Origin of the sequence: uncultured Pseudosulfitobacter sp. (genome assembly GCF_963976325.1) — a bacterium.
GTDB lineage: Bacteria > Pseudomonadota > Alphaproteobacteria > Rhodobacterales > Rhodobacteraceae > Pseudosulfitobacter.
In genome coordinates this window covers 247,106-267,110 of record NZ_CAXBJW010000003.1, presented here as the reverse complement: position 1 = coordinate 267,110, position 20,005 = coordinate 247,106, and the positions used below count along the sequence as shown (strand labels likewise).

The 20,005-nt window shown below is 63.0% G+C and carries 19 protein-coding genes; 13 read left to right on the top strand and 6 right to left on the bottom strand.

Annotated elements, in window-relative coordinates:
• Positions 1-72 precede the first annotated feature (72 nt).
• Positions 73-1,533 (top strand): efflux RND transporter periplasmic adaptor subunit, encoded by a 1,461-nt coding sequence (locus AAC077_RS12370; protein ID WP_339770023.1) that lies wholly within the window; start codon positions 73-75, stop codon positions 1,531-1,533.
• A 2-nt stretch (positions 1,534-1,535) separates the two neighbouring features.
• Positions 1,536-5,159, top strand: a complete 3,624-nt coding sequence (locus tag AAC077_RS12365; protein WP_339770022.1) for an efflux RND transporter permease subunit — start codon at positions 1,536-1,538, stop codon at positions 5,157-5,159.
• A 59-nt stretch (positions 5,160-5,218) separates the two neighbouring features.
• Here AAC077_RS12365 and AAC077_RS12360 read toward each other — a convergent pair whose 3' ends face one another.
• Complete coding sequence (locus tag AAC077_RS12360; protein WP_339770020.1) at positions 5,219-5,599, bottom strand: GFA family protein; 381 nt, start codon at positions 5,597-5,599, stop codon at positions 5,219-5,221.
• A 108-nt stretch (positions 5,600-5,707) separates the two neighbouring features.
• On the opposite strand from AAC077_RS12360, the gene AAC077_RS12355 reads away from it, so the two are divergent.
• Positions 5,708-6,412 (top strand): YafY family protein, encoded by a 705-nt coding sequence (locus AAC077_RS12355; protein ID WP_339770018.1) that lies wholly within the window; start codon positions 5,708-5,710, stop codon positions 6,410-6,412.
• A gap of 35 nt (positions 6,413-6,447) precedes the next feature.
• Here AAC077_RS12355 and AAC077_RS12350 read toward each other — a convergent pair whose 3' ends face one another.
• Positions 6,448-7,266, bottom strand: coding sequence for a protein-disulfide reductase DsbD domain-containing protein (locus tag AAC077_RS12350; RefSeq protein WP_339770016.1), 819 nt, complete (start codon positions 7,264-7,266; stop codon positions 6,448-6,450).
• A 138-nt stretch (positions 7,267-7,404) separates the two neighbouring features.
• On the opposite strand from AAC077_RS12350, the gene AAC077_RS12345 reads away from it, so the two are divergent.
• From AAC077_RS12345 to AAC077_RS12325, 5 genes are all read left to right on the top strand, one after another.
• The gene (locus AAC077_RS12345) at positions 7,405-7,977 is read left to right on the top strand and encodes a YqgE/AlgH family protein (protein ID WP_339770015.1); all 573 of its coding nucleotides are present in this window, start codon (positions 7,405-7,407) and stop codon (positions 7,975-7,977) included.
• A gap of 60 nt (positions 7,978-8,037) precedes the next feature.
• Entirely contained in the window at positions 8,038-8,259 is a 222-nt protein-coding gene (locus tag AAC077_RS12340; RefSeq protein ID WP_339770013.1) for a hypothetical protein, read from the top strand.
• Positions 8,260-8,457: 198 nt separating this feature from the next.
• Complete coding sequence (locus AAC077_RS12335) at positions 8,458-10,104, top strand: GMC family oxidoreductase N-terminal domain-containing protein (RefSeq protein ID WP_339770011.1); 1,647 nt, start codon at positions 8,458-8,460, stop codon at positions 10,102-10,104.
• A gap of 79 nt (positions 10,105-10,183) precedes the next feature.
• Positions 10,184-11,914: an aldehyde dehydrogenase family protein gene (locus AAC077_RS12330; RefSeq protein WP_339770009.1), complete on the top strand. Its 1,731-nt coding sequence runs from the start codon at positions 10,184-10,186 to the stop codon at positions 11,912-11,914.
• A gap of 20 nt (positions 11,915-11,934) precedes the next feature.
• Positions 11,935-12,555, top strand: coding sequence for a TetR/AcrR family transcriptional regulator (locus AAC077_RS12325; RefSeq protein WP_339770007.1), 621 nt, complete (start codon positions 11,935-11,937; stop codon positions 12,553-12,555).
• Between the two features lie 60 nt (positions 12,556-12,615).
• Here AAC077_RS12325 and AAC077_RS12320 read toward each other — a convergent pair whose 3' ends face one another.
• Entirely contained in the window at positions 12,616-13,557 is a 942-nt protein-coding gene (locus tag AAC077_RS12320) for an L-threonylcarbamoyladenylate synthase (protein ID WP_339770005.1), read from the bottom strand.
• A 142-nt stretch (positions 13,558-13,699) separates the two neighbouring features.
• Between AAC077_RS12320 and AAC077_RS12315 the strand changes: the two genes are divergently transcribed.
• From AAC077_RS12315 to AAC077_RS12295, 5 genes are all read left to right on the top strand, one after another.
• A complete protein-coding gene (locus AAC077_RS12315; protein WP_339770003.1) occupies positions 13,700-15,412 on the top strand; it encodes an acyl-CoA dehydrogenase in 1,713 nt (570 codons plus the stop codon).
• On the top strand, positions 15,412-16,455 hold the full coding sequence (locus AAC077_RS12310; protein WP_339770001.1) for an MBL fold metallo-hydrolase: 1,044 nt from the start codon (positions 15,412-15,414) through the stop codon (positions 16,453-16,455). The genes AAC077_RS12315 and AAC077_RS12310 overlap by 1 nt, the downstream gene beginning before the upstream one ends.
• Positions 16,456-16,464: 9 nt before the next feature.
• The gene (locus tag AAC077_RS12305; protein WP_339769999.1) at positions 16,465-16,935 is read left to right on the top strand and encodes a DUF6173 family protein; all 471 of its coding nucleotides are present in this window, start codon (positions 16,465-16,467) and stop codon (positions 16,933-16,935) included.
• A 101-nt stretch (positions 16,936-17,036) separates the two neighbouring features.
• Positions 17,037-17,171, top strand: a complete 135-nt coding sequence (locus AAC077_RS12300) for an aa3-type cytochrome c oxidase subunit IV (RefSeq protein WP_339769997.1) — start codon at positions 17,037-17,039, stop codon at positions 17,169-17,171.
• A gap of 41 nt (positions 17,172-17,212) precedes the next feature.
• Positions 17,213-17,812 carry a hypothetical protein gene (locus tag AAC077_RS12295; protein ID WP_339769995.1) on the top strand — a complete coding sequence of 200 codons (600 nt, stop codon included), beginning with the start codon at positions 17,213-17,215 and terminating at the stop codon, positions 17,810-17,812.
• 189 nt (positions 17,813-18,001) lie between these two features.
• On the opposite strand, the gene AAC077_RS12290 is transcribed toward AAC077_RS12295, so the two are convergent.
• The 3 genes from AAC077_RS12290 to AAC077_RS12280 all read right to left on the bottom strand — a co-directional run bounded on the left by AAC077_RS12290 (position 18,002) and on the right by AAC077_RS12280 (position 19,966).
• On the bottom strand, positions 18,002-18,754 hold the full coding sequence (locus AAC077_RS12290; RefSeq protein WP_339769993.1) for an SDR family oxidoreductase: 753 nt from the start codon (positions 18,752-18,754) through the stop codon (positions 18,002-18,004).
• A 184-nt stretch (positions 18,755-18,938) separates the two neighbouring features.
• Positions 18,939-19,262, bottom strand: a complete 324-nt coding sequence (locus tag AAC077_RS12285) for an AzlD domain-containing protein (RefSeq protein WP_339769991.1) — start codon at positions 19,260-19,262, stop codon at positions 18,939-18,941.
• Positions 19,259-19,966 carry an AzlC family ABC transporter permease gene (locus tag AAC077_RS12280; protein ID WP_339769989.1) on the bottom strand — a complete coding sequence of 236 codons (708 nt, stop codon included), beginning with the start codon at positions 19,964-19,966 and terminating at the stop codon, positions 19,259-19,261. The genes AAC077_RS12285 and AAC077_RS12280 overlap by 4 nt, the downstream gene beginning before the upstream one ends.
• Positions 19,967-20,005: the final 39 nt, after the last annotated feature.

Below are 20,005 nucleotides of genomic sequence, written 5' to 3'. Positions count from 1 at the left end.
GTTCCGTGGCGCGTATTCGTGCTATGATAACCGGTCTCTGACGGTAAATGCGGGGCGTATAGGTATGATTACATGCGGTTTCTAAGACAAAGCCTGATTGGTCTGGTTCTGACGGCGCTGACGCTGGTTTTGCTGGTGTATGCCGCGAATCTGGTCCGCGGCGCGGTGCAGGACCGTCTGTCGCGTGAAACCAAGGCACCGCCGGCGCGCGAGCGTACCTTTGCTGTGACGTTGGTGAAGGCCGAAGCGGGCGATGTGGTGCCCGAGCTGGATACGTTCGGCCAGGTTCAATCGCGCCGCACGCTTGAACTGCGCGCGGCGGTGGCGGGGCGTGTGACCGAGATGGCCGACAGCTTTGAGGACGGCGGATCAGTGGCGGCGGGCGATGTGCTGGTGCAGCTTGATCCGGCGGATGCGCAATCGACGCTGGACCGGGTGCAGGCTGATATTGCCGACGCCAAGGCGGACCTGCGCGATGCGCAGCGGGCGCTGGAACTGGGCCGCGACGATCAGGCCGCGGCGCAGGAACAGGCCGATCTGCGCGAAAAAGCATTCCAACGGCAGGTTGATCTGGAAACCCGCGGCGTGGGCACGGCGGCGGCGGTGGAAACCGCCGAGCTGGCCGCGTCGGCTGCGCGTCAGGCCGTGTTGACCCGCAGGCAGGCGGTCACATCCGCCGAGGCGCGGATTGATCAGGCCAACACCACGCTGGCGCGCACCGAGATTGCGCTGGCCGAGGCGCAGCGGCGGCTGGCCGATACCACGCTGCGCGCACCCTTTGATGGCACGCTGAGCCTGACCAATGTGGCGCTGGGGCGGCTGGTGTCAGCCAACGAAAAGCTTGCCGACCTGATTGATCCCGACGCGCTGGAAGTGTCGTTTCGCGTGTCCACCGCGCAATATGTGCGTTTGCTGGACGATGCGGGCGAATTGCTGCATGCGCCGGTTCGGGCAACGCTGGACGTGGCGGGGATTGATTTGCAAGCCACCGGCGTGATCAGCCGCGCCAGCGTCGAGGCGGGCGAGGCACAAACCGGGCGGCTGGTCTTTGCCCGATTGGACAATGCGCGTGGGTTCAAGCCAGGTGATTTTGTGACGGTCGCGGTGGAAGAGCCGGAGTTGCAAAACGTGATCCGCCTGCCGTCTTCGGCGCTGGGCGCGGACAATACGGTGCTGGTGCTGGGCGAGGGCAACAGGCTGGACACCGTCAGCGTCACGCTGTTGCGTCGTCAGGGCGATACGGTGCTGGTGCGTGGCAACGGGCTGGAAGGCCGCGAGGTGGTCGAGGCGCGTTCACCCCTGCTGGGCGCGGGCATTGCCGTGACCCCGCTGCGTATCGGCCGCGAACAGGCCGCCCCTGCCGTGCCCGAGATGCTGGAGCTGAGCGAAGAGCGCCGCGCGCGTCTGGTGGCCTTTGTCGAGGCCAACGACCGGATGCCGCAAGACGCCAAGGCCCGCGTTCTGGCGCAACTGGCCGAGCCACAGGTGCCCGCGCAGATGGTTGAACGCATCGAAAGCCGGATGGGCGGCTGAGCATGGCCCGCGAGATCCCCCGCGCCGCTGGCGGCATTCTAAGCTATTTCACCCGTCACCGGACGCTGGCGAACCTTCTGCTGGTGCTGATGCTGACGGCGGGGATCGTGGCGATGCCGAACATGCGTGCGCAATCGCTGCCCGATGTGATTGTCGATAATGTCACGGTGATCGTCACGTGGTCCGGTGCCGGTGCCGAAGATGTGGATGCAGGCATCGTGCAACCGCTTGAGCCGGTGTTGCTGGCGGTCGAGGGCGTGGCGGGGTCAACCGCCACGTCGTCGGAAGGGCGCGGGACGATCTCGCTGGAGTTCGAACCGGGTTGGGACATGGGCCGCGCGACGGATGACGTGCAAACAGCGGTGGACGCCGTGACCACCTTGCCGGACGAGGCCGACGATCCGGTTGTGCGGCGCGGCGCGTGGCGGGATCGGGTGACCGATGTGGTCATCACTGGCCCCGTGTCACCGCAACAGTTGGGCCTGTTTGCGGACGAGCTGGTGGCGCGGTTGTTTGCCGAAGGGGTCACACGCACCACCATTCGCGGCGTGGCCGCACCGCAGGTTCTGGTCGAAGTGCCCTCGGAACGGCTGATTGCCTATGATGTCAGCATGGCCGACATCGCTGCGGCCATTGCCGCCGAGGTCGACGCCAATCCGGCGGGCGATGTGACGGGGGCCAATGCGCGGGTGCGCACAGGCACCGAAAAGCGCAGCGCCCAGCAGATCAGCGGCATTGTGCTGCGGTCGAATCCTGATGGTTCGAAGCTGACCGTGGGCGATGTGGCGCGGGTCGAGCAAAGCGGCGTGGACCGGTCGCGCGGTTATTTCGTGGGGCCAAATCCGGCCGTGTCGATCCGCGTGGACCGTACTGAAACGGGCGACGCCATCGCAGTGCAGCACAGTGTCGAGACCGTGGCCGAAGCGCTGGAGGCGACGTTGCCGCCTGCGGTCAGCGTCACATTGATCCGCACCCGCGCCGAGGAGATTTCCGCGCGGCTGGATATTCTGATCGACAACGGGCTGATGGGGCTGGGCATGGTGGTGGCGCTGCTGTTCCTGTTCCTGAACGCGCGCACCGCGATATGGGTCGCGGCGGGGATACCTGTGGCGATGATGGCGGCGATTGCGCTGATGTATGTGGGCGGGCTGACGGTCAACATGATCTCGTTGTTCGGGTTGATCATCACGTTGGGGATCGTGGTAGATGACGCGATTGTGGTGGGCGAACATGCGGACCACAGGGCCCGCCATTACGGCGAATCCCCGGTGGTCGCGGCGGAAACCGCGGCGCGGCGCATGGCGATGCCGGTGGTGGCGGCCACGCTGACCACGGTGATTGCGTTTTTCGGGCTGGTGGCCGTGGGCGGACGCTTTGGCGATCTGATCCGCGACATTCCCTATACGGTGATCGTGGTGCTGCTGGCGTCGCTGATCGAATGTTTCCTGATCCTGCCGCACCATATGTCCCATGCCATCCGGCCTGACGGACAGTCGCGGTTCAGTCTGGCCAAGCTGGCGGTTGGTCTGCTGACCGGCGCGGTGTTCATCGGTGGCGGTGCGATCCTGCTGTGGGCGTGGATCACGCGGCCCGAAGACGGGCTGTGGGCGTCGATCGTCTGGGACGGTTTGCGCGTCGCGGCCTATACGCTGGCGGGATGTGCGGTGGTGTTCGTGCTGTTGCCGCGCCGGGCCAAAGCGGCGGTTGTGCAACGCATCGGCAGCGCGGGCATCGACCTGCCGTCCAAGATCGTCAACCGTGGCTTTGAATGGTTGCGCGACCGGTTGTTTCGCCCGTTCATGGCCGCCGTGGTCTTTGCCCGCTATGTTGTGCTGGCGGGGGTGCTGGTGGTGCTGGCCAGCCAGGTTGCCTTGTTCATCGACGGCAAAGTGCAGTGGCGGTTCTTCAACGCGCCCGAGCAAGGGTCGGTGACCGGCAACTTTGCCATGGCCGAAGGGGCCACCCGTGCCGACAGCCTGGAGATGATGCGCGAAATGCAACGGGCGACCGAAGCCTTGGGCGCGTCTTACGAGGAACGGTATGGCCGCAACCCCATCGCCTATGTGATCGCCGAGATCGGCGGCAACGCAGGGCGGGCGCTGGCGGGGGCTGACACCAAGGATGCCGACCAGTTGGGCGGTATCTCGATCGAACTGATCGACGCCGATCTGCGGCCCTATTCGTCCTCTGCCTTTGTGTCAGAGCTGCAAGATATGGTGGTGCCGCATCCGCTGGCCGAAACCGTCAGCTTTCGCGGTTGGCGGTCGGGGCCGGGGGGCGATGCGCTGGACGTGCAGTTTTATGGCGCCAGCACCGATGTGCTCAAGGCGGCGTCCGAGGATCTGAAACGTGCTATGCTGCAATACCCCGAGGTGAGCGCGGTCGAGGACAACCTGGCCTATGACAAGGAAGAGCTGATCCTGGACCTGACGGCGCAGGGGCAGGTCTTGGGCTTTACCATCGACACGTTGGGGCGGGTGCTGCGCAACCGGCTGAACGGGATCGAGGCGGCGACCTATCCCGACGGGCCGCGCAGTGCCGCGATCCGGGTCGAGTTGCCCGAGGACGAGCTGACGGCGGATTTTCTGGAGCGGACGCAATTGCGCACCACAGCGGGCACCTATGTGCCGTTGGCTGATATTGTCAGCGTGGAGCGGCGCACCGGCTTTTCCACCGTGCGCCGCGAAAACGGCATCCGGCTGATTTCGGTCACCGGCGACATTTCCGAAGACGACCCAGCCCGCGCTGCCGAAATCGGGCGGGCGCTGGAAACCGAGATCCTGCCGCGCATCGCATCGGAACGGCAGGTCGATTTCCGGCTGGCGGGGCTGAGCGAACAGGAAGACACATTCCTGAGCGAGGCGCTGACCGGGCTGATCCTGTGCCTGACGGGGATTTATCTGGTGCTGGCTTGGATTTTCGCAAGCTGGACGCGGCCCGTCGTGGTGATGGCGGTGATCCCCTTCGGGTTGGTCGGGGTGATCTATGGTCACAACGTCTGGGGCGTGCCGATGAGCATTTTCACCGTGGTCGGCCTGTTGGGGATGACGGGGATCATCATCAACGATTCCATCGTTCTGGTGACCACCATCGACGAATATGCCGCCGAACGCGGGCTGATCCCGTCGATCATCGACGGCACCGCAGACCGGTTGCGACCGGTGATGCTGACCACCCTGACCACGGTGCTGGGCATGGCGCCGCTGTTGTACGAGACATCGCAACAGGCGCAGTTTCTGAAGCCCACGGTGATCACGTTGGTCTATGGTTTGGGTTTCGGCATGTTTCTGGTGCTGCTGGTGGTGCCTGCGCTGATGGCGGCACAGCATGACGTGGCACGGCAAGTGCGCGCGATGCGGCGTGGGGTGCGGGCGCGGGGGCTGCGGTTGGTGCTGGTGCCGCTGTGGCTGGCGGTGCTGGTCTGGGGTGCGGTGACCGTGGGGCCGGTTCTGGTGACGGGCGCGATGTGGCCTGTGGTGGCTGGTCTATCGCCGTCGCTGGCGGCGGCGTCGCCCGGCGCGGCGGCACTGGTGCTGTTTGTCGTGGGGCTGCTGGGGGCCGTGGCGGCGGTCTATGTGCTGGCGGCGGTGGGCTATCAGATGGCACGCGCGCGGCGGGTTGGCTGAGGTTTGGGGATGTCTGGGCGCAACGCAGTGGCGACGCCGAGACAGTTGCATTTTTTAGCTTACGCTGTGTCTTCGGAATGAAGACTCGCTGCCCAGCACGGTTTGTCGCTCACAAATTCATGCATCTCGTTGCGAACGCCAGGATCGTCATCAAGGCATTGGGCGTTGATTGGAAAGCTGTCTTGGGGTGACATGGGTTCGCCCAGCGACGTGCCGCATTGGCCACAAAATGACCGAACATAAGAAAACTGTTCAGTCGGTTTCAGCGTTCTGATCTGGCTTTCGCCGCGCAGCAGGTGGAACTGTTCGCGTTGAACGAAAACGATCGTGGATGTGCCCAGCTTGCGACAGCGCGAACAATGGCAGGTGCCCATCGCGCTGGGCCTGCCATCGATTGCAAATTGCACTGCCCCGCACACGCAGCTTCCTTTGATCTTCATATCAATCTCCTGTCTTGAACATGATTTTCATCGCTATACCGGACCTATGCTGACAACGTGTTGTCAGCATAGTCTGTGTAGGCTGGAGATATCTGGAAGGAGGGACACATGAGGCGCGGCGACCGGCTGTTTGAAATCATCGAGATCATCAGATCCTCGCAAAACCCGATCTCGGCGGCCCGAATTGCCACCGAACTGGGTGTGGTGAAGCGTACGGTCTATCGGGATGTTACGACACTGATTGCACAAGGGGTGCCCATTCACGGGGAAGCGGGTGTTGGCTATGTTCTGGAGCCGGGTTTCCACATGCCGCCCTTGATGTTGACGCCAAACGAGATTGCCGCCGCCGTTCTTGGAGCGCAATGGGTGCAGACCCGTGCGGAACCCGAGCTTGCCCGCGCGGCTGAAAAGCTGATTGCCAAGATCGCAGCGGTGTCACCCGAGCACGCGCAGATGTCTTTCGTTGCGCCACCGACCAGTGTCGCGCCCGTATCCAGTTCACCAGAAGTGTTCGGGGCAGGTGAAATGCGTCGGGCCATCCAAAGCCGGTCGAAGGTTCGGATTGGGTACAGGGATGCCAATGGGGCCATCACCCGTCGCATCATCTGGCCGATCCTGCTGGGGTATCGGGATGAGGGTCGGATCGTGGCCGCGTGGTGCGAACTGCGCGCGGGGTTTCGGTACTTCAGAACCGAGCGGATGACTGATGCCGAGGTTTTGGAAGAGAAAATTCCGCGCCGCATGGATATTCTAAGGACGGAATGGCGCAGGGCGATGGACGCCGAGCGTATTGGTTTCGAAAGCCGCGGCTAACCGTGAACAGTTGGCGTGAGGTGCGGGCGTTGCCGCTACCCCGCAGTGCACCCTTGAATATCGACCGCGTGTTTGCTGCCCAGAATGGTGATGCGCATGGCACTGCGGTTGACGGCAAAGGGGCGGCCCGTGTTGTGCATCATCTGCGCCGTGGCGCTTAGGACGTTGCCGTTCCTCGTGGTCTGCGCCTCGGAGGTCCAGACGTCGGGGATGTTCGGCTCGATCACTGCGACCTCGGTGCCGCCGGACGAGGGGACCTGCACGCGCACGGTGACTTCCATGCCGTCGTCCAGGGGCCGCAGGGTGCACGTTGCGGCGATCACGCCTGCTTCACGGCGCGAAAAGGGGGCTTGGGCCAATGCGGCGGCAAGGGTTGGCACGGGTTTGACGGGGGCCGCATCCAGAGTGGTGTCAAAGTCGAGCCGGTGCGGAATGCAGATGTCCGAACACACGCCCAGGTCCATTTCGCCGCGCAGGCGCACGGGGCGGCCCGGTGCCTTGGGCTGGATGTGCAGGGGGATCACCACGTGATCCTTGTACCCGATCGAGCGCATTCCGTTCTGGTGGAACACATGCGGCGTGGGCCATGTGATCGACACGCTGCCGACGTTGCGCGCGCGCGACCAGTCGAACTGCGGTGGGATGCCCGCGTCGCCGGGTGCGCGCCAATAGGTTTTCCAACCGGGTTTCAGCGTCAGGTCCAGCCCCGCCACCATGCGTCCGTCGGGCAAGGTCCAGCCCTGGATAACCTGACCCGAGATGGGGGATTCTTCAGCCGTAACAGGTGCCACGCCCAAAAGGGCGACCAGCGGGGCCAGCACGAGGGCTGCGAGGAATGCGCGGATGTGGAACATGCCCGTTATTTGACCTGTGCGCGCAACATTGCCAAGTCACGTTTTCATCAGCCTTTGTTTCGCCCGATGCCGGCGCTGCCCCTTGCACGCAGGCGGCGCTATGCCCATTCTGGAGTTGAACTTTGGCACAACAGCGGGATGGCAATGACGGATCAAGGCATGGAACTGACGGGCAAGCTGCTGCTGGCGATGCCGGGTATGGGGGACATGCGGTTCGATCATTCGGTGGTTTTCCTGTGCGAACATTCCGCCAAGGGCGCAATGGGGCTGATCGTGAACAAGCCTGCGCAGGATCTGGCGCTGGGCGAGGTTCTGGAACAGTTTGACATCGAGGTCACACCGGACGTGCGCCAGATGCCGGTGCACTTCGGCGGACCTGTCGAAAGCTCGCGCGGGTTCGTGCTGCATTCGGGGGATTACACCTCGCAGTTGCAGACGCTGAAGATCGGCGACAGTTTTGGCATGACCGCCACGCAGGACATTCTGGAAGACATCGGGCGCGGCGCGGGTCCGGCGCAGTCGCTGATGATGCTGGGCTATGCCGGTTGGGGGCCGGGGCAGCTAGAGCAGGAGATTCTGGCGAACGGCTGGCTGACCTGCGACGCCCGTAGTGACCTTGTCTTTGGCAACAGTTCCGAGAAATGGCAAAGCGCGCTGAAATCGCTGGGCGTTGATCCGTTGGGCCTGTCGGGGACGGCGGGACGGGCCTGATCCGGGGGGTGCGGCGCAAAACCGTTGCAACGGGTCTGACCGTGATGCACTGATGTGCCCATGAAAGCTTTGATCGTCTTTATCACAGGTTTGGTCGTCTTTGGCGTGACCTTTGCCGGTTGGGTTTACCTGAACGGGTTCGGCTGCGGAATGAACCCGACCGGCTGCGGCGGATTTTCCTTGAACTGGAGCGATTTCGAAGCGTTGCAGATTTTTCTGCCGACCTTCATCCTTGGGGCTGTTTTGATGCTTTTGGGGGTGTGGATGTGGTGGCGGCGGTAAAGCGCGGTTTTACTGTTGCCGGGCCAAACACCTGTCTTGATCTGTGAGAGAGAACAGAGTCGGCTCCATTCATTCAAAATATATAGTTTATTATCAATGGCTTAAATAACCCTCAAAATTTTACTGGACATATGTCCAGATTAATCGTCCAATTTTCTGACCGGCACTGGGAGGCGCCGTTTCAGGGAGGAGATTATCATGCCGACGCAAAAGTCGTTCGACTATGTCATTGTGGGCGGAGGGTCGGCGGGATCGACACTTGCCGCGCGATTGAGTGAGGACAGCCACGTTACCGTGTGTCTGCTTGAGGCAGGCGGGCAGGGCGATCACATGCTGATCCGCGCCCCTGCGGCGGTTGTCGGGATGCTGCCGGGGCATGGCAAGATTTCCAACTGGGCCTTTAAGACGACACCGCAGCCGGGCCTGAACGGACGGCGCGGGTATCAGCCGCGCGGCAAGGCGCTGGGCGGTTCCAGCGCGATCAACGCGATGCTGTACATTCGCGGGCACAAGTCGGACTACGACGGTTGGGCCGCGCAAGGGTGTGAGGGCTGGGGCTGGGACGATTGCCTGCCGTATTTCCAGAAATCGGAAAACAACGAAGACGGGGCCGATGACCATCACGGCGCATCCGGGCCCTTGCAGGTGTCGAACCAGAAATCGCCCCGCCCGATCACCCGTGCCTTTGTTCAGGCGGCGACCGAACGCCAGCACCGCGAGGTGGCCGATTTCAACACCGGCGACAACGAGGGTGTGGGCTTGTACCAAGTCACCCAGTTCCACGACAAGGCCCGCAATGGCGAGCGGTGTTCAGCGGCGGCGGCATATTTGCACCCTGTCCAGAAAAGCCGCAGCAATCTGACGGTGATCACCGGCGCCCATGCGACCAAGATCGTGATGGAAGGCAAGCGCGCGGTCGGGGTTGCGTACCGGCAAAAGGGTCAGGATCACGAGGTGCGCGCGACCCGCGAGGTGCTGCTGGCGGGGGGCGTCTTCAACTCGCCGCAGTTGTTGATGCTGTCGGGGATCGGGCCGGAACAGGAAATCCGCCGTCACGGAATTACGGTGCTGCACGACCTGCCCGGCGTGGGCAAGAACCTGCAAGACCACCTGGATTTCATCCTTGCTTGCAAATCCAAGGACACCGACAACTTTGGCATCGGTCTGGCGGGCACCATCGGGCTGACCAAGCATATCCTGAAATGGCGCAAGGATGGCACCGGCATGATCGCCACGCCCTTTGCCGAAGGGGCGGGGTTTCTGAAAACCGATCCGGCGCTGGACCGGCCCGACATCCAGTTGCATTTTGTCATTTCCATCGTCGACGACCACGCGCGCAAGCTGCATCTGGGCTATGGCTACAGCCTGCACGTCTGTGTGCTGCGCCCGCATGGCCGGGGCGAGGTGTTTTTGCAAAGCGCCGATCCGATGGCGGCGCCGGGGATCGACCCCAAGTTTCTGTCCGACCGGCGCGACCTGGAGCTGCTGATCAAGGGCGCCAAGATGGCGCGTGAAATCCTGCAAGCGCCGGCGATGAAGAACTACTGCCACAAAGAGCTGTTCGGCGTGACCGACAACATGACCGATGCCGAATGGGAAACCCACATTCGCGCCCGTGCCGATACGATTTATCACCCCGTCGGCACCTGCAAGATGGGCATCGACGACATGGCGGTGGTCGATCCGCAACTGCGTGTGCACGGCATTGACGGGTTGCGGGTTGTTGATGCGTCGGTGATGCCGGACCTGATCGGCGGCAACACCAATGCCCCCACCATCATGATCGCGGAACGCGCGGCCGAGATGATCAAGGGCGACATGACCGCCGCGGTGGCTGCGCAATGAAAAGGATGAGGATGCTTAGACCGATGACGCGCCAGTCGCTGAAGTGCTTTGACGCCGGACTGCTGGAGGGCGCAGGCGCATGAACCAGATCACGCAAAAGATTGCCCCCGATTTCAGCGGCCTTGATGCGGCGCTGGGGGTTTTGTCCACGTCCAGGAACGCATGGGCGCGCACCCCCAACGCCGAGCGCATCGCGATCCTGTCCGAGATCAAGGACCGGCTGCTTGAGGTGTCCGAAGGCTGGGCCGAAACGGCGGCGCGGCACAAACTGATCCCGTCAGGTTCGGCCTTGGTGGGCGAGGAATGGACCTCGGGGCCTTATGCGGTGATGTCGGCCTGCAACGGGTTGATCCAGACCTTGTCGCAGATGGAGGGCAAGGCGTTTCTGGCGGCGCTTCCGACACGGCAGACGGCGAACGGGCAACTGGCGGTGCGTGTGATGCCGCATTCGATCTGGGACAGATTGCTGTTGTCGGGTGTGACGGCAGATGTCTGGATGCAGCCCGACGTGACTGCGGCCAACCTGGCGCAGCACACGGCACAGGCCTATGACACCCCGCCTGGGCAGCGGGAGGGCAAGGTGGCGCTGGTGCTGGGTGCGGGCAACATCGCCTCCATCGCGCCGCTGGATGCCTTTCAAAAGCTGTTTGTCGAACATCAGGTGGTTATCCTGAAGATGAATCCGGTGAACGACTATCTGACGGAATACCTTGAGGCCGCGCTGAAACCGCTGATCGACCGTGACGCGCTGCGCATTGTGCGCGGCGGGGCCGAGGTGGGGGGCTATCTGTGCACGCATCCGCAGGTGGACGAAATTCACATTACCGGTGCCGCTGCGTCGCATGACATGATCGTCTGGGGCGCGGGGCAGGAAGGTGCGGACAACAAGCGCGCCGGAACGCCAAAGATCGACAAACCGATTACGTCAGAGCTGGGCGCGGTGTGTCCGACGATTGTGGTGCCGGGGCACTGGAGCGATGCGGATTTGCAGTTTCAGGCAGAGCATTTGGCGACGCAGAAACTGCACAACTCGGGTTTTAACTGCGTTGCGTGCCAGATGCTGATCCTGCCCGCCGACTGGCCGCAAAAGGGCAAGCTGCTGGGCAATCTGCGCGATGTGATGGCGGGACTGGACGCGCGTCAGGCGTATTATCCGGGCGCAGAGGACCGGATGCAATCGTTCGGGGATCATGCGCCCGGGGCCGAGCAGTTCGACCGTGGCAGCGCACCTGCGTGCATCGTGGCACCTGCGGATGGGGATGGCTGGTTTGCCCGCAACGAGGTTTTTGCCCCTGCCTTGTCCACACACGAGATTGCGGGCCGCGATCCGGCGGCCTATCTGATCGAAGCGGTGCGTTACGCCAATGAAACGCTGACAGGCACGCTGGGGGCCAACATCCTGATCCACCCGGCCACGATCCGGCAGATCGGGCGCAAGCGGTTCGAGAGCATCATCGCCGAGCTGCACTATGGCACCATCGCGATCAACGCGTGGACAGGGTTGGCCTTTCTTTCGACAGCGTGCCCGTGGGGCGCGTTTCCGGGGCATAGCTTGCAGGACGTGTCGAGCGGGATCGGATTTGTGCACAATACCTTCATGTTCGACAAGCCCGAGCGGGTGGTGATCCGTGCGCCATGGCGGCCCTTTCCGCGCAACCTGTTGTCGGGTGGCATGACACTGCTGCCACGCCCGCCGTGGTTCGTGACGAACCGCCGTCAACATGTGGTGGGCAAGCTGCTGACCCGCTTTCAACACCGGCCAAGCTGGTTTAAGCTGCCCGCAATCTTCATAAACGCCTTGCGGGGCTGACCGGATGGTAGGCCAGGGTATTGACCAAGCTTGATAAAATCGAACGACTGAGCCAACAGGCGGATGCAAAATCCGCCAAGCGGGCGCGCAAGAAGCAAGAGCTGGCCGACAACGCGATCACCGCGCTGAAACAGCTTGGCTATGCGCGCACCAGCCTGCGCGACATCGCGGCGATGTCGGGGGTCGCGGTGGGCACGCTGCACTACTATTTCGAGGACAAGGTCGATCTGATCGGCTTTTGCGTGCGCCGCTACAAAGTAGGGTTCGTGGCGCAGATGGATGCGATCGTGCAGACCGGCGATGCGCCCGACAAGCTGGTCGAGCGGTTTATCAAGGGGTTGGCCCTGTCGATCCGCCGCGACGCCGAAACGCACCGGCTGTGGTATGACGTGCGGTCGCAGGCGATGTTCGATCCGGCATTCGAAGAGGTGGTCTTCGAAATCGAAGCGGCGATGATTGCGCTGGTAATGCGTTTGCTGGACCGGTTGGACCAGCCTGCGGATCAGGTGAGGGCGCAGGCGTGCTATCTGATGCTGGACGCGGCGTTCCGGTTCCATTTGCAGCGCTATCTGGCGGGGGACAAAGACGCGCCGTCGGCGTTCGAGACGCAGGTGTGCACCCAGTTTGCAGCGGTGCTTTAGGGGCTCTGCCCCCGCGCCTTGCGGCGCGCCCCCGGAGTTTATCGGGCAAGATGAAGTGCGTCAGCGCGGGGCGGCGGCGCGTTTCAGCCGGTCGTTGATGGCGGCACCCAGACCGGTCTGCGGGATCGGTGCCACGGCGATGGGTTTGCCGGTGCGGTCAAGCTGGTGCAGCGCATCGAACAGGCTGGCGGCGGCTTCGGCAAGGTCGCCCGCGGCGCTGAGGGTCAGATCACCCGCGATCTTGCCAAAGCCCAGCAGGACCTCACCCGTGTGGGCGCTGGTGGCGTTCAGGCGGACCGTGGCCCCGGGTGCATAGTGCGAGGCGAGTTGCCCGGGGGCGGTGATGGCGTCGCCTGCGTCGCGGCTGACGGGGTGGCCCAAGGCCGCCTCGATGGCCTCGACCGGCAGGCCGCCGGGGCGCAACAGCGTGGGGGTGCCTGCCAGCGACAGGATGGTGCTTTCCACGCCGACGGGGCAGGGGCCGTCGTCCAGCACGGCAGCGATGCGGCCCGACAGGCCGTCCAGAACGTGTTGTGCGATGGTGGGGCTGATGCGGCCCGAGACATTGGCGGATGGCGCGGCGACAGGCATCTGCGCGGCGCGCAGCAACGCCTGTGCCGTTGGATGATGCGGCACGCGGATCGCCACGGTGTCCAGACCCGCGGTGACCAGCAACGACAGGCCGTGCCCCGCAGCCAGCGGCAGCACCAGCGTCAGGGCGCCGGGCCAGAAGGCGGCCGCCAGACGGTCGGCGGTGTCGGTCCACTGCACAAAGGTTTTGGCGGTTGCCACATCCGGTACATGCACGATCAGCGGGTTGAAGCTGGGGCGGCCCTTGGCGGCATAGATCCCTGCCACCGCCTGCCCGTTGCGCGCGTCGGCGCCCAGCCCATAGACCGTTTCGGTGGGAAAGGCGACCTGGGCCCCATCGGCCAGCAAGGCGGCAGCCCGGGCTAGACCTGTTGCATCAGGGTGCAAATGAAGGGTTTCGGTCTGGTTCATGTGATCCGTGCGTGACGCCGCGTTGGTGTTGCCTTAGAGGGGCGGGAAAGCCCATGTTACCGCGCAAAGCTGCCCCCGTCGCCCGCATAAAGACTGCTCAGGGCCTTGCCAAGGGTGTGGCGCTATTCTGAGGAGGTTACCCATGCCCTACCGCGCCCCTGTTGATGATTTCACTTTTCTGTTCGATCACGTGGTTGGACTGGACCAGGTGCGTGCCACCGATCGGTTCGAAGAGGCTAGCAGTGATGTGACCGCCGCGATCCTGACCGAGGCGGGCAAGATGTGCGAAGAGGTCATGGCCCCGCTGCAACGCAACGGCGATCTGACCCCTGCGCATCTGGAAAACGGTGTTGTGCGGACCTCGCCCGGGTTTGCCGAAGGGTTCAAGGCAATTGCCGATGGCGGCTGGATCGGGATCACCGCAGACCCCGAGCATGGCGGCATGGGGCTGCCGATGGCGCTGAACACAGCCGTGAACGACATGATGAGCGCGTCCTGTCTGGCGCTGCAACTGGCGCCGCTGATGGGGCAGGGCCAGATCGAGGCGCTGGAACATCATGCCAGTGACGCGCTGAAGGAAACCTATCTGCCCAAGCTGATCAGCGGCGAATGGACCGGCACCATGAACCTGACCGAACCGCAGGCGGGATCGGACGTGGGTGCGCTGTCGACCAAGGCCGAGGACAATGGTGACGGGTCGTTCAGCGTGACCGGGCAAAAGATCTACATCACCTGGGGCGACAACGACTTTGCCGCCAACGTCTGCCATCTGGTGCTGGCACGTCTGCCGGGCGCACCGGCGGGAACCAAGGGGATCAGCCTGTTTCTGGTGCCGAAATACATCCCCGATGCCGACGGCAACCCCGGCAAGGCCAACAGCCTGAAGGTGGTCAGCCTGGAACACAAGCTGGGCCTGCACGGCTCGCCCACCTGCGTGATGCAATATGACGGCGCGCGGGGTTGGCTGGTTGGCCCCGAACAGGGTGGCATGGCGGCGATGTTCACCATGATGAACAACGCGCGACTGGGCGTCGGCACCCAAGGGGTCGGCATCGCCGAGGGCGCATTCCAGCACGCGCTGGCCTATGCGCTGGACCGCAAGCAGGGCAAGACCCAAGGCCCGACGGGCAGCATTGTCGACCACGCCGATGTGCGCCGGATGCTGGCGTCGATGAAAGCGGACGTGTTCGCCGCGCGGGCCATTGCGCTGTCGTGCGCCGTGGCCATCGACATGCACACCGCCACGGGCGAACCTGAATGGAAAGCGCGCGCGGCGTTCCTGACGCCCATCGCCAAGGCATTCGGCACCGACGTGGGGATCGACGTGGCCCAGCAGGGCGTGCAGGTGCACGGCGGCATGGGCTTTATCGAAGAAACCGGCGCAGCGCAGTTTTACCGCGATGTGCGGGTGACCTCGATCTACGAGGGCACCAACGGCATTCAGGCGATGGACCTTGTGGCACGCAAGATGATGGACGGCGGCGAAGCGGCGCACGCCCTGATCGACGCCATCGAGGAACAGGCCGAGGCTGCCCGCGAGCGGTTCCCGCGCATGGGCGAGGCCGTCTGGCAGGCGTCTGAGAACCTGCGCGAGGCGACCGAATGGCTGGTGCAGCAAAAGGACATGGAAGACCGATTTGCCGGTGCGGTCCCTTACCTGCGCGCCTTTGCGCGGGTGCTGGGCGGGCATTTGCATCTGAAAGCCGCTTTGGCGGACGCCGTGGGCGGGCCGCGCGAAAAGCTGGCGCGTTTCTACATCCAGCGTCTGCTGCCCGAGCATGAAGGGCTGCTGGTACATGCGCAGGCCGGTGCCAAGGCGCTGATGGCGTTGAGCGCTGACGAGTTGGCCGCCTGATGGCCGATGGTGCACCCCAAGGGCTGAGATACCCCTGGCCCGAACCACCCGAACACGGCACCGCCGTCGAAGTGGCCGAGGGCGTGTTGTGGTTTCGTCTGCCGCTGCCGATGAAGCTGGACCACGTCAACATTTATGCGCTGGATGATGGCGATAGCTGGACGGTGATCGACACCGGCTTTGACACCGGCAAGACTCGCAGGTTGTGGCAAGAGATGATGGCAGGGCCGATGGGCGGCAAGCCGGTGGGCCGCGTGATTGTCACGCACCACCACCCCGACCATATCGGGCTGGCGGGTTGGTTTCAGGCGGAATTCGGGGCCGAACTGGTCACCACGCGCACCGCATGGCTGATGGCGCGGATGCTGGTTCTGGACGAACAGGCAACGCCCTTGCCCGAAACGCTGGCGTTTTATCGCAGCGCCGGGATGGACCCGGAGCTGTACGAGAAACGCGCCGCCGAGCGTCCGTTCAATTTTGCCGATATCGTGGCCCCGATGCCGCTGGGCTATACCCGCATCCAGCAGGACCAGACGATCCGCATCGGCGGGCGCACATGGGACATTCACATGGGCAACGGCCACGCGCCGGAACACGCGACATTCTGGAGCCGTGACGACAATCTGGTGCTGTCTGGCGATCAGATCCTGTCGTCGATCAGCCCCAACGTTGGCGTTCATGCGACCGAACCGATGGCCGACCCGATTGGCGAATGGCTGGAAGCCTGCGAGCGGCTGGAGCCACTGGCGCGGGCGGATCAGCTGGTTCTGGGCGGGCACAAGCTGCCTTTTACCGGCCTGCCCACACGGATGCGCCAGTTGATCGACAACCACCACGGTGCGTTGAAACGGCTGCTGGAGTATATCGACACACCCAAATCGGCCACCGAATGCTATGCGCCGTTGTTCAAGCGCAAGATCGGTGAGGGCGAATACGGGTTGGCGATGGTTGAAGCTTTTGCGCATTTGTCGCACCTTTACCAGACGGGACTGGCCACGCGCAGCTTGCGCGACGACGGGGCTTGGGTCTTTCAAAAGGCGTAAGGGGTGACAATGGACGACCAGATCAGAACGACCGCCGAGGCGATCGAGGCCGACGTGATGCCACGTCTGTACGAGGTGCACAGCGACCCCAAGGCGTCCAATGCCAAGGACCAGCCGGTGCCCAAGGGCATGACCGGAAAACCGGCCAGCCAGAAAAGCCCGGCGCAATGGGCGTACGAGCGGCTGGCGCTGTATATCAAGAATTTCGAGGCACAACTGGACAACGAACACGAGGTTGCCATGGGCTTTGCCGGGGGCGACGCAGGTGTGCTGCGGATCGAGGGGATGGGGTATTTTGACCCGGACGTCATCACCTTTTACGGATCGGACCCGACGGGCGCGCGCACGCAGTTGATCCAGCATGTGACCCAACTGAACGTCCTGCTGCGGGCCTTGCCCAAGGCGGTCGAGCAAGAGGCCCCCAACCGCATCGGTTTCCGGCTGGCCCAGGCGTTGGACGAAGGCCCCGAGCAAGGCTGAGGTGAATGCGCCCTGCGCGTCATTGACACCGTGACAGGGCTGCGCAAATGCAGTAACCAGCGGCCAAAGTGGATCAACCCAGACAAACAGGAGCCTGACCGATGGCAGACCATAAACACGGTGAGATGGACACAAAAGTGCAAGAAGCCACGTTTAACGGCTTCATGGCATGGACCAAATGGAGCGTTATCGTGATTCTCGCGGTGCTGGTTCTGATGGCGATTTTCATTTCCTAAGCCTTTGACTTTCGTGACGAAGATCACCGGAGACTGACTGTATGCGTTCGATCCTGATTGCCTTGTCGCTGATTGCAGGGCTGGCGGGCTGTGCGGTGAAACCAGCCAACGATTCGCCTGCCGAGGTGATCACCGCTGCGGCCTACCGTGACCCTTCCGCGCCTTCGCTGACGCTGTTGACGGTGGTCAGCAACCGGTCGGGCAGTGGCGCGCATTCGGCGCTGGTCGTCAACGGGTCACAGCGTGTGATCTTTGACCCGGCAGGATCGTACAAACACCCGCGTGTGCCTGAAAACGGCGATGTGTTGTACGGCATCACGCCTGCGGTTCTGCAAAGCTACAAGGGCGCCCACGCGCGCAGCACCTATCACGTGGTCAGCCAGACGGTCCCCGTGACCGCCGAACAGGCCGAGCGGGTGCTGCAACTGGTGCGGGGCTATGGCAACGTCGGTGACGCGCGCTGTGCACAGGCGACCACCGATATTCTGACGCAGGTGCCCGGATTTCAGGGCATCAAGTCGACATGGTTTCCCGCCAACCTGATGGATCAGTTCGGCACGCTGCCCGGTGTTGTGACTGACAAATACTACGAAAACGACGAAGGCGACATTGTCGACGGCGTGGCCAAAATCCAGCTTTGATCTGATTGGCAGGTGTCGAGCGCCGCGTACCTTTGACGCGATGCACCGGGTTTTCTGAATCCTATCAACGGGCCGCGTCACGCAATATTGGCCCAAACCGGACCTTCGATGCGGTTTGGGTCAAAGGTCTGCTAAGGGGGGCGAAGTGGACCTTTGACACTTAGACGGTCAACGTCCGCTCTGCTATGCCTAAAATTTGTTAATCGAGTTTCCACCGTCAGCGACTATGGCGCTACCGGTCACAAAGGATGCGCTCTCGGAAAGCAAGAATACTGCGACTTGCGCAATTTCTGACGGCTCGGCCATCCGTTTTAACGCATGAAGGCCGCGCACGACCTCGTGAAAGCCGGGATCATCTCCTGCCATGGCGGTCATTGTGCCGCCTGGCAGAAGCGCATTGACCCGAATGTTCTCTGCGCCGTGTTCTACAGCAAGCACTTGGGTCATACCAATCAGCCCCGCCTTGGCGGCTGCATAGGCAGCCATGCCAGGCAATCCAACAGTGTGTCCTACAAAGGAGGACGTGAAAACGATGGAACCACCACCGTTTTCACGCAACAAGGGGATTTGGTATTTGGCGGCGTAAAAGCCGCTGCTCAGGTTTACACCGATGACCTTGTGCCAATTGTCGGATTGCATATCAGGCACCGGACCCAGTTCTCCCGTCGTCCCCGCATTGTTGAACGCTCCGTCAAGTCCACCGAATTCGTCCTTTGCGCAGTTCACAAGAGCCTGAGCATACATCTCGTCGCTGACGTCGCCGGAAAGACAAACAGCCTTTCCGCTGCTTTGCTTGATCTGCCCAGCAAGCTGATCAAGTTCAGCTTGTCGTCGAGCCCCAAGAACGACGTTGGCCCCTTTGGCGGCGAGTAAAAGAGCGGCTGCCGCCCCAATTCCGCTGCTGGCTCCGGTGACGATGAAGGTTTTGTTATTGAGTTCCATGGTTTGCCTTTCAATCATTGGAATATGATCGACTAAGGCTTTCTTGTATCTTCGAGCGACCCGTTTCCTGCGCTCTTCGGAACTTGAATGGTTATTGCGCAAGATTCGGGTCAGCTCAGCGTGCCGACCTGAAAGCTGACGTCCGTGCATCGCGCAGCGGGGCGGTGACAAAGCCGCCCGCCTTTTAGCCCATAATCAGAATATACAGCGTCAGCACGGCGGCCCCCGACCCGATGGCCGCCAGCACGTTCTTGGTTTTTGCCCCGATCACCACAGCCACCAGCGCCGCCAACAGCCGCCCCGGCTCGGGTCCGGTGCCTGCGTCGTTGGAAAAGGCCACCAGCGGTGTCACCATCGCGGGCAGGATGGCCACCGCGGTATAGCGCAGATGGCGCAGCAGCCAGGGCGGCAGGGGCCGGTCACCGACCAACCCCAGAAACGAAAAGCGCAACAAGAAGCTGCCCACGCCCAGCGATATGATGACGATCCACAGGGTCAGGGTGCTCATCTGCGCCGCTCCATCCACAGTTCGGCCTGCGCGCCGGCGATCATGCCGGCCGCCCCCGCGATGATCAGCCCCAGCGACCACGGCACAGCGGCGGCAAAAAGGCTGACCACGACGGCAGTAAACGCCGCGATGACATGGGGCAGGGTGCGCAGGGCGGGGGCCACCATGGCCAGAAAGGCAATGGGCAGGGCGAAATCAATCGGGATCTGCGGCGGCAGCGCGCTGCCGATGATGGCACCCGCAAGACTGGCACCATACCAGACCGACATCACCAACAGGCAGGTGCCCATGTAATAGCCCATGCGTTCGGGCACGGTCATGGCCGGCTCGGCCTCGAACTTCTGATGGCTCAGCGCATAGCTTTGGTCGACCAGAAGGTAGGCGGCAAACGCCCGTTGCCACATCGGCGCGCGGCCCAGATAGGGGGTCAGGGCGGCGGAATACATCGCCACCCGCAGGTTCACCGCCAGCGCCGAGATGATGACGACAACCGTCGGTGCATTTTCCTGCATCAGTTGCAGCGCGGTGAACTGCGCCGCCCCCGCAATCACCGCCAGCGAAAAGGTCATGACCTCGAACAGGTTCAGCCCCGCCTCGGTGGCGATCACGCCAAAGAGCAACGCAAAGGGAGCCGCAACAAGTGTAAAGGGCGCACTGTCGCGGACGCCGCGCCAAAAGGCCGTTTTGGGTGTGGTGGTGGACATTGTGAAACCTTAGTGTTGGTCTAGGGTTATCGGGCAAAG

Excerpts from the sequence above, each read along its gene's own strand:
- AAC077_RS12370 (WP_339770023.1), top strand. The coding sequence starts at position 73 with ATGCGGTTTCTAAGACAAAGCCTGATTGGTCTGGTTCTGACGGCGCTG.
- AAC077_RS12365 (WP_339770022.1), top strand. The coding sequence starts at position 1,536 with ATGGCCCGCGAGATCCCCCGCGCCGCTGGCGGCATTCTAAGCTATTTC.
- AAC077_RS12360 (WP_339770020.1), bottom strand. The coding sequence starts at position 5,599 with ATGAAGATCAAAGGAAGCTGCGTGTGCGGGGCAGTGCAATTTGCAATC.
- AAC077_RS12355 (WP_339770018.1), top strand. The coding sequence starts at position 5,708 with ATGAGGCGCGGCGACCGGCTGTTTGAAATCATCGAGATCATCAGATCC.
- AAC077_RS12350 (WP_339770016.1), bottom strand. The coding sequence starts at position 7,266 with ATGTTCCACATCCGCGCATTCCTCGCAGCCCTCGTGCTGGCCCCGCTG.
- AAC077_RS12345 (WP_339770015.1), top strand. The coding sequence starts at position 7,405 with ATGGCAATGACGGATCAAGGCATGGAACTGACGGGCAAGCTGCTGCTG.
- AAC077_RS12340 (WP_339770013.1), top strand. The coding sequence starts at position 8,038 with ATGAAAGCTTTGATCGTCTTTATCACAGGTTTGGTCGTCTTTGGCGTG.
- AAC077_RS12335 (WP_339770011.1), top strand. The coding sequence starts at position 8,458 with ATGCCGACGCAAAAGTCGTTCGACTATGTCATTGTGGGCGGAGGGTCG.
- AAC077_RS12330 (WP_339770009.1), top strand. The coding sequence starts at position 10,184 with ATGAACCAGATCACGCAAAAGATTGCCCCCGATTTCAGCGGCCTTGAT.
- AAC077_RS12320 (WP_339770005.1), bottom strand. The coding sequence starts at position 13,557 with ATGAACCAGACCGAAACCCTTCATTTGCACCCTGATGCAACAGGTCTA.
- AAC077_RS12315 (WP_339770003.1), top strand. The coding sequence starts at position 13,700 with ATGCCCTACCGCGCCCCTGTTGATGATTTCACTTTTCTGTTCGATCAC.
- AAC077_RS12310 (WP_339770001.1), top strand. The coding sequence starts at position 15,412 with ATGGCCGATGGTGCACCCCAAGGGCTGAGATACCCCTGGCCCGAACCA.
- AAC077_RS12305 (WP_339769999.1), top strand. The coding sequence starts at position 16,465 with ATGGACGACCAGATCAGAACGACCGCCGAGGCGATCGAGGCCGACGTG.
- AAC077_RS12300 (WP_339769997.1), top strand. The coding sequence starts at position 17,037 with ATGGCAGACCATAAACACGGTGAGATGGACACAAAAGTGCAAGAAGCC.
- AAC077_RS12295 (WP_339769995.1), top strand. The coding sequence starts at position 17,213 with ATGCGTTCGATCCTGATTGCCTTGTCGCTGATTGCAGGGCTGGCGGGC.
- AAC077_RS12290 (WP_339769993.1), bottom strand. The coding sequence starts at position 18,754 with ATGGAACTCAATAACAAAACCTTCATCGTCACCGGAGCCAGCAGCGGA.
- AAC077_RS12285 (WP_339769991.1), bottom strand. The coding sequence starts at position 19,262 with ATGAGCACCCTGACCCTGTGGATCGTCATCATATCGCTGGGCGTGGGC.
- AAC077_RS12280 (WP_339769989.1), bottom strand. The coding sequence starts at position 19,966 with ATGTCCACCACCACACCCAAAACGGCCTTTTGGCGCGGCGTCCGCGAC.